We start from the raw sequence: 12,298 nt of genomic DNA, 5'->3' as shown, positions 1-12,298 counted from the left end.
GGAACCGGAAACCCGGCTGCTCATCCATCGCCTGAACCGGGCGACAGCCTGGAAGCGCACGAGCGCCAGCAAGCACTTATGACGGAATTCTCCTCCCTCGCAGCAGGACAGGAACGATCACCACACCGTCGCAGCGCTTCAGCGCACGACCGTAATGTCTTAGAAGAATATCGTTGCATCACAATGGGATAGACGGTTTCACTCGCATCGCGCCCGAGGCACTCGATGCCTTTTGGCGAGCGCGTCCTGTACCGTCCCCTCCACGTGCGGGTGAGGACACGATCGGCGGGGCTCGTTGCAGTTCGGGCGGTCTCGTGTTGCTTATCGCGGATCATCGGCGGTCGGCCCGGGGTTCCGGCCGCGCATGCGATCAAACGGGTGAAGAGGTGGCGCAACTGATCTTCATCAACCTGCCCGTGACCGATCTCGACCGGTCGGTCCGCTTCTACGAGGCGACCGGGGCGCGGCGGAACCCGCAGTTCAGCGACGGCACGGCCGCCTGCATGGTCGTGTCGGACACGATCCATGTGATGCTTCTGACGCACGAGAAATTCCGTCAGTTCACCACGCGCCGGATCGTCGACGCCACGACCGAGGCGCAGGTTCTCCTGTGCCTGTCGCAGGAGCGTCGCGAGGAGGTCGATGCGATGGTCGCCCGCGCGACGGCGGCGGGCGGTCATGCCGATCCCACGCCGACGCAGGACTACGGCTTCATGTACGGGCGATCCTACGGCGACCCGGACGGTCATATCTGGGAGGTGATGTGGATGGACCTGACGGCTGCGCAAAACGCGGCCGCAAGCTAAGCCGGCGACCGCGCGAACGGGCCTGTCGAGGGTAAGGGAGCGTTCGAACCGCCCCCGTCGTTCAAGGGCGGGTCGTCCCGCGCGTCAGTAGCCGTGCTCGATGCGGGCGAAGGTCTCCTGCGTGAAGGCATAGACCTGCGCGCCCGTGAAGGTCGCGGTGAAGGCGATGATGACGAAGATCGCGAGGATCTTCGGAACGAAGGTGAGCGTCACCTCCTGGATCTGCGTCAGCGCCTGGAAGAGCGCGATCAGGATGCCGACCAGCATCGCCCCGCCCACGGCGGGGCCGCTGGCGGCGACGACGGTCCAGATGGCGGACTGGACGATGTCGAGAGCGTCGGCCTCGTTCATCGCTACTCGACCTTCACGCCCGAGCCGAGAACGATCGTCTTGCCGTCGGCGAGCGTCGCGACCGTGCCCTCGTTCGTCACCTGGAGCGACTTCACCGTGCCCGACACAACGCCGTCGCCCGACGTCAGCTTGCGCCCGATCAGGGAGTCGGCCTGCGTGAGCGAGGTGAGCGTCGTCATCGCCTCCAGCTTCTGGTTGAGCTTGATCGACTGCTCGACATTCGAGAACGAGGCAAGCTGGCTCATCTGCTGGGTGGGATCGGTCGGGTTGAGCGGATCCTGGTTCTTCATCTGCGCGACGAGGAGCTGCAGGAAAGCGTTGTAGTCGAGGCCGGTCTTGATCTCGCTCGAGGTCGCGGACTTCACGGCCGATGCGGCCGTCGAAGCCGCCGTGGTGCTGGTGACGTTGGACATGGGCTATCGGGCTCCGGCAAGGGCCGGCATGCGGCCGGCGGCGGCGGTTGCGGCGATCGGCGTGGCCGCCTCGCGCACGTGTTCGCCGAGGATCGCGTCCTCCAGCGGTATCAGCGAGCGCAGGCGCTTGAGGGCCTCGAAGGTGCGCTCCCGCTCCAGGAACTGCGCGGCGTCCTGCAGGCCATTGCGGATCTCGGCCGAGGAGAAGGTCGCCATCAGCATGGGGTAGCTGCGCTCGAAGGCCGCCTGCGCCTCGTCGGCGCCGGCCGGGTCGATCAGCATCAGCTGCACGATGAAGTAGAGCTGGCGGATCGGGGTCGTCGCCTCGCTCGCCTGCATGACGTGGCTCTCAAGCAGAAAGGTCACGTCGTTCAGGAACTCCAGATGGGTCTTGCGGTCGACCCGCATGACGGCACCGTTGACGAAGATCCGTTCGCCGGCCCGCAGCGTGATGCGAAGCGTCGACATGGCTCAGGCTTCCAGTCCGTCGCGGATCATCGTGGTAACCTCGATCATCGCATCGAAGCTGTCGACGCGCCCAAGGCGGATCGCCTCGGCCTCGCGCATGACCCACAAGCCGATCGAGATCAGGCTGGCGCGCAGCTCCTCGGGCAGCGCGTTCTCCGGATTCGCCAGGTCCTCGACGAGGATCGACCAAAGGTTGCGCGCCGCGTAGATCGCCTCGGTCGCCTCACGCGATCGGGTGCCGGCGGCCTGGGCGCGCTCCAGCGAGGCGATCATGTGATCGAAGGCCTCGCGCTCGCGCTCGCGCGCCGACGCCGAGCTTTCCTGGGCAACCTCGGCATAGGAGAATTGGTACATTCCAGGTCCTCGAAACGACGGGGCATCATGCCCATTGCAGATCAAAGGAAGGCGCGAGCCTTCGGTCAGAGGTAGTTGAGAAGGCTCAGGCCCTGCAGCTTGCCGGTGACGGCATAGGCGGTCTCGAGTTGCGTCTTGAGGCTGTTGAGACGGAGCGCAGCCTCCGTCTCGTCGACGCCCTCAAGCCGCTGGAAGGCCGCGGAGACGACGTCCTTCTGCTGCGTGAGCGAGGCGTTGGCCGCCTCGACGCGGCCGAGCCGCATGCCGACGTCCGAGCGCAGGGCGGTGATCTCGTCCATGCCGGCCTTGAGGCGCTTGGTAGCCTCGGTCGCGACCGCAGAGCGGACGCCCTCGTTCATCGTCTCGAGCCCAAGCGAGGAGATCATCGCGTAGGCCGAGGCGACCTTGCGGAAGGCGGCCTCGTTGGCGCTGACGGAGGACGCGATCGTCTCCGACTTGGAAATGCGCGACTGGGCCGCGTCGCTGTTGGCGTTCGACCAGTTGTCCTTCCACGCCCCGCTCTCGACGCCGCTCGCATCCGTCTGGACGTCGAACAGGTCGTCGAACCGGTAGAGGGTCGGCGGGACCGTGGAGCCGTCTGTCCACCCGGTGTCGGAGAAGTAGGCCGAGAGCTTGGCGGGATCGACGGTGTCGACGCCGCTGGCGCCGGAGGCCGTCAGGAACGCCGCGAACTTCGCCTTGACGTCGGCCGAGCCATCCTTGGCCGGCATGACGTCGCTCATCGTGCCGGCCATGTAGTACTGGCCCTCGACGTTGAGGTTCAGGGAGCCGACGAGCTGCTGCAGGTTCGTCGCCGCGTTCGCCACCAGCGTGGAGGTGCCGCTGGAGGTCGCGACCCCGGTGATGAGGCTGCCCGAGAAGCTCTCGGCGCTCTTGTAGATCGACTCCATCGTGTCGTCGGTCAGCTCGAGCCGGGCCGTCACCAGCTTGTTGGACTCCAGCATGCGCGAGATGCTCGTGTCCTGCGCGCGGTAGCTCACCGCGTTGCCGGTCACCTGCCCGAGCGTGCGCCCGACATCGGCATGGCGCAGGCTGCCGGCCTCCGTCGTCGCATCCTTCAGGGCGCTCTGGATACGCTGGATCGACGCGCGGGACGCATTGCCGAGGGAAAGGGAGGAGATGCTGCTCATGATCTAGCGTCCCGTCAGATGGCGGTCAGAAGGGCGTTCATCATCGCGTCCACGGTCGTGATGATCTTGGATGACGCCTGATAGGACCGCTGCAGGTCGAGGAGCTTGGTCAGCTCCGTGTCGAGGTTGATGCCGGTGGCGTTGCTCAAGGTCTCGTTGGTGCGATCGAGCAGCGTCTTCTGGTAGTCCGCCTTATCCATCGCGTCCGAGCGAGCGCCCTGGAGCCAGGACAGCGAGGAGGCGGCGAAGCTCGCGAGGCTGCCCGCGACCGGACTGCCGTCGATCTGAAAGGTCTGGCTGGCGGCGAGGTTCGCGATGCGCGCGTTGAGGTTGCGGTTGTCTCCCGTACCGCTGACCCCTGCCACGAAGTCGACGCCGTTGATGCCTCCGTCGCGGATCTTGGACGGGTCGCCGGCGGCAGCCGCCGCAATGGACAGGCCCCGCGCCGAACCCGGCGAACCGGCCTTGCTCGACTGGAACAGTCCCTGCTGCACGTCGGTCGCGTCGGTCTTGTTCACTTCCTGAAAGGCGGCCACGAGGCCATCGGCCATCGTGTCGAGCTGGTCCTGGTAGGAAACCGTCGTTTCGTCGCGCAGCTGTACGAGGCCGGCGACCTTGCCGGACGTCAGCGGCATGACCGAGCTCGCCCCCGTCACGGTCGTGCCGTCGATCCGGAAGGCGTTGCCGGCCTGCCCGTCCGCGAGCGGATAGGTCTTGGCGAACTCCACCTTGCGCGCCGTCCGGTCGAGGAGCGTCACGCCGGAGTCGGTATAGAGCGCGACGTCGTCGTTCTCGCGCGTCTGGACCGAGACGCCGACATAGCCCGACAGCTGGGTGATGAGGCGGTTGCGCTCGTCCACCTCGTCGGTGACGTCGGTCTTGCCGGCCGTGCCCGAGACGATGCGCACGTTCAGCTTCTCGATCTTGCCGAGAAGGGCGTTCATGTCGTCGGCGGCCACGCTCAGGGCGTCGTCCGCGTCGCGACGCAGCTGGTCGACCGACTTATAGGCCTCGGAGATGTTGCTGGCGACGTCCTTGGCGGCGGAAAGCGCCGAGCGGGCGATGGAGTCGCTGGCCGGCGATGTCGCGAAGTCCTGCATCGCGTCGGACAGCGCCGCGATCTTGGCGGCGGGCGAGCCGTTCTTGTCGGTGTCGCCGATCAGGTCGTTGATGCGCGATAGACCGTCCGAGACTGCGGTGGACTTGGCCAGCGCGGCGTTCGTGTCGAGCGCGTTGCGAAACAACGCCGTATTCTGCGACTGGGAGATCGAGCGGACCTCGACGCCCCCGTTCCCGCCGGTGACGACGTTCGCGTATTTCAGCGTGGCGCCCGCCGTGTTCACGTTCGAGATGTTGCGCGAGACGATCGCGGTCTGCGCCTGGCTTGCGGCCAGCGACTGCGTGGCGGTGTTGAGAGCCGACGAGAGCGACATGCGGGTCTATCCGGGAAAGGAAGGTGGCGGATGGCTGGGAGGAGCGCCCCGCCGCGACGGAGACCGACGGGCGCCGAGTGCGGCCCGTCAGCTTGTCTTGTTCGGCCTCAGCGCTTGAGGTTGACGAGGACGTCCATGATCTCGGAGCCGGTCTGGAAGACCTTGGAGTTGGCCGTGTAGGAGCGCTGGGACTCGATCATGGTGGTGAGTTCGGAGGCGAGATCGACGGTGGATTCCTCGAGCGCGCCCGAGAGCAGGTCGCCGAAGCCGTTGTCCCCGCCAAAGCCCATCAGGATCGTTCCGGACTCCACGCCCGCCGAGTAGGCGTTACCGGAAACCTGGATCAGGTTGTCGGGCGCCTGCACCATGGCGAGCGGGATCTTGTAGAGGTCGCGGGTCGTCCCGGAGGTGAAGGTGGCGGTGACCGTGCCGTCGGTGCCGATCGACACCTTGTCGATCACCTCGGCCGGATTGCCGTCGACCTTGGCGACCAGCGGCGAGTACTCTTTCGTGTACTGGCTGAAGTCGCTGATGTTCAGCGCGATCTTCTGGCCGTTCACGCCCGTCAGGTCGACGTCGAAGAAGCCGTTCTTGGAGGCGGTGTCGACGGCCGCGGCGTCGATCGTCTTCAGTTTGCCGGTCGTGGCATCGAACTCCAGCGTCGACGTCTTCAGGGGCGCGGTGCCGGTTCCGGCCGACTTGCCGTACGGGAATGGCGCCGTGGTCGAAGCGTTCGTGCCGGTCGAAGGGGAGGCGTCGGCGGCGTTGAAGACCGACATCTCCCACTTATTGTCGCCGATCTTGGTATAGTAGACGTCGAGCTTCACCGCCTTGCCCGAGTTGTCGTAGACGGTGATCGAGCTGGCCGATGTATAGGTGATCTTGGTGTCGGCAGTGGTCGTGCCGCTGATCGCGGAGGGGATCACAACGCCGGCTGCCGTCGTGTCGACCTTCTCGGCCCCCATGTCGAGGTTGGCCGTCAGCTCGCCCTTGGTGGTCGGATTGGCGCTGAGGAGGTTGGCGCCCATGTTGACCTCTTTGAGGCCGTTATATCCGTTCAGCGTGTAGTCGGTGCCACCGGCCGTGACGGGATAGCCCATGAGCTTGTAGCCCGCCGCATTCACGAGGCTGCCGTCGGCCTGCTGCGTGAACGCGCCGGCCCGCGTCAGGAAATTGCCGCCCGATCCGTCGTCGACGACCAGGAAGCCATTGCCCTGGATCGCGAGGTCGACCTTCTTCGAGTTGGTCGAGTTCGCCGTATAGGTGATCCCGCCCTGCTGGCTGACGAGCGTGCGCACGTTGGCGTCGACCGCGCCCGAATTGTACTGCCCCGAACTGTGGGCCAGGATCTGCGTCGAGAACTCGGTGGTCGACTGCTTGTAGCCGTTGGTGTTGGAGTTGGCGATGTTGTCCGAGACGGCGCTGAGGCGTGTCGCCTGAGCGTTCATGCCGGAAACGCTCGTCCGCATTAGGCTGCCGATGCTCATGACGGTCCGTCTCTCGATCCTAGAGGAGTCAGGTTTGTCGCGAGAAGAATATGCCGCGAGGCTTGCGTCAGGCTGCATTAGACCAAACGTTACTTTTTATAGCTTTAACTATTAATTAAATATTCTGTTTTGCGCATGAAAAAGCCCGGCACTTGGCCGGGCTGTTTTTCGTCTTTCCTGCTGGAGCCGCTCAGACGCCGATGCCATATCCGAGGTAGCGCTTCGACGAGACCGGGTCGTAGCCAAGACGCATCTTGAGCTTCTTGCGCAGCTTCGAGATGTGGCTCTCGATGACGTTCTCCTCGACGTTCTCGTCGAAGATACCGTAGATCGCCGAGAAGAGCTGCTGCTTGGAAACGCGTCGCCCCTTGTTGGCAACCAGGTATTCGAGGATGCGACGCTCGCGGCGCGGCAGCACCATGGGCTCACCGCCCACCTCGGCGTCGCGGCCGTCGGCAAAGACTGCGATCTCGTCGACGACGTTGCGGGCACGGTCCAGCGTGACGTCGCGGCGACGGATCGCGCCGACGCGGGCCAGAATCTCCTTCACGTGGACCGGCTTGGCGACCACGTCGTCGATGCCGGCGGCGAAGAGGTCGAGGGTCGAGTTGAGGGCCTTCGCCTCGGTCAGCGCGATCATCGGCGCGGCGGAGCGGGAGCGGACGAGGCGGGTGTAGTGGCTGCGCTCGGGGAACTCGCCCAGCAGGAAGGCTTCCACCGCGGAGATGTCGGCGTCAGAGGCGGTCTCGACCCAGTCCCGGAACTCGTCGACGCCGAAGCCGGCCGAAGACACGCCCTCGCTGCCGAAAAGCGACTTGTAGCCGCTCGTCACGAGCTCGCGATTATCCACCACAACGATCATCTGAAACCCCTGCCGCCGGTTTGTTCTGATGGCCCAGAGATACCGTCGGGGGTCCAAATCGCACCATCCCTAAAAATGACTATAGGGTTAATGCTTAATTTACCTAAGACCGTGCGTTTCGCTTTCTTAACAGACGGTTAGGTATGTTCATTAGGATTTCGGGCGAATGAGAGGCCGTGTCGATTCTACCTAACCGAGCGAACTTTTGCAGAGCTTGCAACCGCATCGCAGCATGGCCTGTGTCAGGGGCGCAACGTGCAAGTTCTAAGCGCCGTCGTGCTGCTGGAACGCCTCGTGTCGGGCGATCCGGCAGGACGATCGGGGGGTGCTGCTCAGAGGTAGGTCTGGCCGGCCGAACGCGGCGCCGGCCTGCCGCCGGGCGCGGGCGTCCGCGACGACGCTTCACCGTCCGAACGATCGGACGGGCGCGGACGGGCCTCCCGTTGCTGCGTCTCGTCCCGGCGGCTCGACTGGCCACCGGAGAAGGACGAGCCGGACGAATCGCCGCCGTTGTTCGCGTTCGCGCCGGCCGCATCGCTCGCACGAAGTGCGGGCGCGTCGCGGGTGGTGACCGTGAGGGCGGCATCGTCGAGCGAGAAGCCGGCGCTCTCCAGAACCTTGCGCAAGGTCTCGCGATCCTGCGTCAGGGCGGCGGCCGCCTCGGGCTTTGAGGCGGCGAGCTCGATCGCCAGCTTGCCCTCGCGAAGGCGCATCGACACTTCCAGCGTGCCGAGATGCTCCGGCTGAAGCTGGATCGTCAGCGTCTTCAACGCCGCACCGCCAGCCCGCATCCGGAGATGCGAACCGTCGGTCCCCTCGAAGGGCGCTTGGCGCGGTGCCGAACCGCTCGTGGACGGACCGGATCCCAAGGCGTCCGCGATCCGTGAGGCAACCTGAAGCGCCAGTCCGGGAATGGCCCCGCCGCCCGCTGGCGATGCGTCGTCCGACCCCTTGGCGGCGAGAGCCTCGGAGCGCGCGCCGATACGCGTTGCATCCGCGACCGTTTCTGCGCGCTCGGCTGCGGCGCGTCGTCCACCGTCCCGCCCGTCCTGCCGGGCACCCGAGCCGGTGTCGCCACCGGCGCGTGAGCCGCCCTGCGCGAGGCGCGCTACAGCTTCGTCGAAGCGAACCGGAATGGACGCCGGGCGCGACGCAGCTTCGGCGTCCGCGCTCGCAGCCTGGCCGCCCGTACGAAGGCGGTCAGCGCCAGCCTGTGCGGCGCCGGCTCCCTGCTCCTGCAACTGGAGCGCCATGCGGGCCGCCAGATCGTCGGCCGCCGCCGACGCGGAAGCGGCAGAAGCAGCGGCTGCAGGACCCGACTGGACGGCTCCTTCCATGCGGGGCTCGAAATGCGTCTCGGTGCGCAGCACCTGGACGCGCGGCAGGCGGGACGCCGTCTGCTCCGCGCCCGCTCCTTCGGCCGCTTCCTTGGCATGCGGACGGGCAGCGACCGTGCCCTCGCCGTCCTCGGCGTCTGGTTCCGCCGCAGGCTGCGTCACGGCGGACATCAGGGCCATGAGATCGAGCGCAGGCGTCTTGGCACCGACCGTCTCGTCGCCCTTCGCGTCCTTGCCCTCATCCTTGGCGGGTGTCGTCTCCTCGTGGCTTGGCTGCGCGCTCGCCGCGCCGCCCGGCTCGGATGCCGGCTGCCGCGGCTTGGGAGCGGTCGCCTTCTCGCCGGCATTCTTGACGGCGGCCCCGAAGGCCAGCCCTGCCCCCTCGTCACGCGAGTCGGGACGTGGCCCACGCGGGCCCGCGTCCTTTTCGGGCGCCAGGAGTGGGGATGCATCGATCTTCATTGACGAGCGGACTCCAGTTCGCCGGCGGCGGCGGACAGCGCCTGTTCGGCGCGGGCGAGAACGGGCGCCTCGGGAAGGCTGGCCTCTGCGACCGTCGCGTCGGGGGCACCGATGCCGTCGAGGATGCGATAGGCGGCGTCGAGCAGGAGGGCGTCCTCGGGATGCAGCGTGGCGCGATCGACCGCGTCGAGACGCAGGCGCCCCTCGTCGAGTCCGAGCTTGGCGAGCGAGGACGCCGTCTCGTAGAGCTGGGCGCGCATCCGGTCGGGAACCGATAGATCCTCGGACAGCAAGGCGCGCTCCGCGGCGAGCCGTCCGAATTCGAGATTGCCTTCCACGACCGAACGGCGTGCGACGGACAGGAACAGGCGGTCCTGCCGGGGACGGGGCAAGCCTGCGACGACGTCGCTCATCGCGACCATGGCGGCCTGCGCGTCGCCGCGCGCCCGATCGGTCATGATCGAGGCGAAGCGCGCCTCGAAGTTGGCGGCGTAGGTGGATTCGAAGTAGCGGTCGAAATAGCGCCGCGCCAGGCGATCGGCCTCCGCGTGGCGCCCCTGCTCATCCGATAGGAGCGCTTCCAGCCTGAGCGCCGCCTCCTCGATCAGACCGCCCGGCGCGAGAAGCCGCGCGCGATCGAGGTGTTCGAGCGCCTCGGCCGGCTTGGTGAACTGCTGGATCTGGCCGAGCACGAGGCTGATCTGGCCTCCGAGAACCGGCTCCATCGCCATGGGATCGATCGTGGAGAACTGCTTGTAGGCGCCTTCGAGGTCGTTTCGAACGTAGCGGAGCGACCCTTCAACGAGCGCATCGTATTCCGGGCCGAGAAGCGCTTCGCGATGAAGACCCTCGAGAAGCTCCGGCGGGCCGCCGCTCAGCGTGAAGAGAACCGCCGCCCGCTTGTTGCGCGCGTCCTGCCAAACGGCCGGATCGGCCTGGAGGAACGACTGCGTGAAGCGGCGCAGGAGCATCGCCTGTACGCGGATCGCGGCCGAGTTGCCGCGCGCGACCTGATCCTGAAGGGCCTGGACCGAGCGCATCACGTCGAAAGGCATGGGCGTTCGGGTCGTCGGCCAGGCCGGGTGGTCTGCGCCCTCCCCTGAGGATGCGGCGGCCGGCTCCTCGGTCGATGCTCCGTGGCTCGTCGCCGGCGCCGACCCTTCCTCGGCGAGCGCGGGCGCGCAGCCGGCGGCGAGAAGCCACGCCAAAGTCAAAGCCTTGTATCGCGGAACGGGTTTCACGCCTTGGGCTCTTGCAGGAGGATCTCGATGCGGCGGTTGCTGGCCGCGTCGGGATCGGCCGTGTTGCTGGGCTGCCGGTCGGCGACGCCCTCGATTGCCTCCACCCGGCCGTCGTCGAGCCCGCCGCGCCGCAGCATGTAGTAGGCCATGTGGGCGCGGTCGGTCGAAAGACGCCAGTTGTCCAGGGCGCCGGAGCCCGTATAGGGGCGCGCGTCCGTATGCCCGCGGATCACGATCCGGCCGGGACGCTCCTTCAGGATCGCTGCGATGCGCTCCATGAGATGGATCGCCTCGGCGGTCGGCTTGGCCGAGCCGATCTCGAACATGCCCGTGGCGAGCGTGTCGGCGAGCGAGATGGTGACCGTTCCGCTGCCGGCCTCGCCGGGCTTGACCTCGATGTCGGCGCTGGCCGGACCGCTGGCTTCGATCTCCTTCTCGAGCTTGGCGGCATCGGCCCCTTCCGCGCTCTGGGGAGCGGCGGGCGCGGCGGCGGACGGAGGCGCCGGCTCGGCCGGGGTCACGACGGTCGCGAAGGACTGCGCCGTGTCGCCGATCGCCTGATCGCCGGCGGCGCGCGTGACGTTGGGCTCCAGCTGCCAGGTCGTCGGGTCGAAAGGGTCGCGATAGGCGTCGCCGCCGTTCAGGCCCGGCAGGCCGGAGCCGTTCGGCTTGGCCGCCGTCTCGCCTTCGCCCTTGCCGACGCCCGCTTCCGCAACGATCTCGGCCAGAACCGCATAGGGATCGCGGAACAGCGCCTGGTCCTCGCCGCCCTTGGCGGCGCCGCCCACCGGCTTGCCCCCGGGCGCGCCGGGCGCGTCCATTTCGCCGGTCTGCGGCTTGCGGCTGGGATCGGTAGGCGCCGTGTCGGTCTGCTCGACGCCTTCGGTCGGCGGAACCGTGCTGTTGAGCTCGATCGGGTTGAAATACTGCGCGATCTGCTTCTTCGTCGCGTCGTCCGACACCGATGTCAGCCACATCACGAGGAAGAACGCCATCATCGCCGTCATGAAGTCGGCGAAGGCGATCTTCCAGGCGCCGCCGTGGTGACCGTCCTCGATCTCGCCCGAGCGGCGAACGATCACGATCTCCGAATTGTGGACGGGAGGTCCGGCCGCGCTCACGAGAGAGCCTCCTCCACGGCCTTGAGCCACGAGGCCAGGCGCGTCTCGATGACCGTCTGGTCGGCGTCGATGCGAACGTCGGTATGGGCCTCGTCAGCGTCGAAGGAGACGTGACGGGCATGGTCGCCGAGCTTGGTCTCGAGTGCCTCGAGAAGGTCGCTCGGCCCGCTCGCCGCGATCTTCACGGCATGGCCGTCGAAGGCGATCGTCTTCACGGCGCCCGCCAGTTCGTCCACGGTCTGGCGCTTGCGCGCGTCCAGGACGAGCGGGCGCAGGAGCGCGTTCAGCGTCTGGCGCAGCGCATCCTCGAAGACGGCCATCTGCAGGACGACGAGGTCGGCGAGGCGTTCGCCCTCGCTCTCGATCCAGGCACGGCGCGCCTCGGCGAGCGCCGCGGCGTGATCGGTTTCGAGCTGGGCGCGCAGCTCCGCGATGCGGGCCTGCGACACGGCCTCCAGATCCTGACGGACGGCATCGCCCCCTTCCTGCAGCGCCTCCTCCCGCGCCCGGGCGACGGCCTGCCGCATTTCCTCGCGCAGGGCGTTGCGCTCCATCGCGAAGGCGATGCGCTCGGCCTCGATCTCACGCGTGGCGACGCGCGGCTCGGCCATCGCGGGGCGGGCTGCGACCGGCGCCGCAGCCCCCCGGGGCGCGGCGGTGAACGCCGGGCGCATGGCGACCGGTGCGGCGGGCGTGCGGGACGGGGCGGCTTCGGAGCCGCGCACCGGGGTGGGCGCTGCGCGCGGCGTGGCGCGCAGGGGCACGAACTCGTCGCCGCTGTCGTCGGCCAGGAACTGAGCGAGAGGGATCAT

Annotated in this window: 13 protein-coding genes; 1 reads left to right on the top strand and 12 read right to left on the bottom strand. The window is 67.5% G+C overall.

Features of this window, described 5'->3' with window-relative positions; genetic code table 11:
• The first annotated feature begins 386 nt into the window (after positions 1–386).
• Positions 387–806 (top strand): VOC family protein, encoded by a 420-nt coding sequence (locus tag AUL35_RS09320; RefSeq protein WP_062014308.1) that lies wholly within the window; start codon positions 387–389, stop codon positions 804–806.
• Between the two features lie 84 nt (positions 807–890).
• On the opposite strand, the gene fliQ is transcribed toward AUL35_RS09320, so the two are convergent.
• The 12 genes from fliQ to AUL35_RS09260 form a co-directional block, all read right to left on the bottom strand.
• Entirely contained in the window at positions 891–1,157 is a 267-nt protein-coding gene (fliQ, locus tag AUL35_RS09315; RefSeq protein ID WP_062014306.1) for a flagellar biosynthesis protein FliQ, read from the bottom strand.
• Positions 1,158–1,159: 2 nt separating this feature from the next.
• Complete coding sequence (flgD, locus tag AUL35_RS09310; RefSeq protein ID WP_062014305.1) at positions 1,160–1,570, bottom strand: flagellar hook assembly protein FlgD; 411 nt, start codon at positions 1,568–1,570, stop codon at positions 1,160–1,162.
• A gap of 3 nt (positions 1,571–1,573) precedes the next feature.
• On the bottom strand, positions 1,574–2,038 hold the full coding sequence (gene flbT / locus AUL35_RS09305; RefSeq protein ID WP_062014303.1) for a flagellar biosynthesis repressor FlbT: 465 nt from the start codon (positions 2,036–2,038) through the stop codon (positions 1,574–1,576).
• 3 nt (positions 2,039–2,041) lie between these two features.
• Positions 2,042–2,392 carry a flagellar biosynthesis regulator FlaF gene (gene flaF / locus AUL35_RS09300; protein WP_062014301.1) on the bottom strand — a complete coding sequence of 117 codons (351 nt, stop codon included), beginning with the start codon at positions 2,390–2,392 and terminating at the stop codon, positions 2,042–2,044.
• Positions 2,393–2,457: 65 nt separating this feature from the next.
• Complete coding sequence (locus AUL35_RS09295) at positions 2,458–3,543, bottom strand: flagellar hook-associated family protein (RefSeq protein ID WP_062014299.1); 1,086 nt, start codon at positions 3,541–3,543, stop codon at positions 2,458–2,460.
• Between the two features lie 14 nt (positions 3,544–3,557).
• Positions 3,558–4,976, bottom strand: coding sequence for a flagellar hook-associated protein FlgK (flgK, locus tag AUL35_RS09290; RefSeq protein WP_062014296.1), 1,419 nt, complete (start codon positions 4,974–4,976; stop codon positions 3,558–3,560).
• A gap of 107 nt (positions 4,977–5,083) precedes the next feature.
• Positions 5,084–6,463 carry a flagellar hook protein FlgE gene (locus tag AUL35_RS09285; protein ID WP_082666224.1) on the bottom strand — a complete coding sequence of 460 codons (1,380 nt, stop codon included), beginning with the start codon at positions 6,461–6,463 and terminating at the stop codon, positions 5,084–5,086.
• A gap of 190 nt (positions 6,464–6,653) precedes the next feature.
• Complete coding sequence (locus AUL35_RS09280) at positions 6,654–7,325, bottom strand: response regulator transcription factor (RefSeq protein WP_062014292.1); 672 nt, start codon at positions 7,323–7,325, stop codon at positions 6,654–6,656.
• Between the two features lie 332 nt (positions 7,326–7,657).
• A complete protein-coding gene (locus AUL35_RS09275; protein ID WP_062014290.1) occupies positions 7,658–9,124 on the bottom strand; it encodes a flagellar hook-length control protein FliK in 1,467 nt (488 codons plus the stop codon).
• Complete coding sequence (locus tag AUL35_RS09270) at positions 9,121–10,179, bottom strand: hypothetical protein (protein ID WP_062014288.1); 1,059 nt, start codon at positions 10,177–10,179, stop codon at positions 9,121–9,123. Before AUL35_RS09270 ends, AUL35_RS09275 begins: the two co-directional genes overlap by 4 nt.
• A gap of 182 nt (positions 10,180–10,361) precedes the next feature.
• The gene (locus AUL35_RS09265; RefSeq protein WP_062014286.1) at positions 10,362–11,486 is read right to left on the bottom strand and encodes a flagellar motor protein MotB; all 1,125 of its coding nucleotides are present in this window, start codon (positions 11,484–11,486) and stop codon (positions 10,362–10,364) included.
• Positions 11,483–12,298, bottom strand: a complete 816-nt coding sequence (locus AUL35_RS09260; protein WP_062014285.1) for a hypothetical protein — start codon at positions 12,296–12,298, stop codon at positions 11,483–11,485. Before AUL35_RS09260 ends, AUL35_RS09265 begins: the two co-directional genes overlap by 4 nt.

The organism is Aureimonas sp. AU4, assembly GCF_001463765.1.
Classification (GTDB): domain Bacteria; phylum Pseudomonadota; class Alphaproteobacteria; order Rhizobiales; family Rhizobiaceae; genus Aureimonas.
Note: the sequence above shows the minus strand (reverse complement) of the source record. Positions and strands in the feature narration are given on the sequence as shown.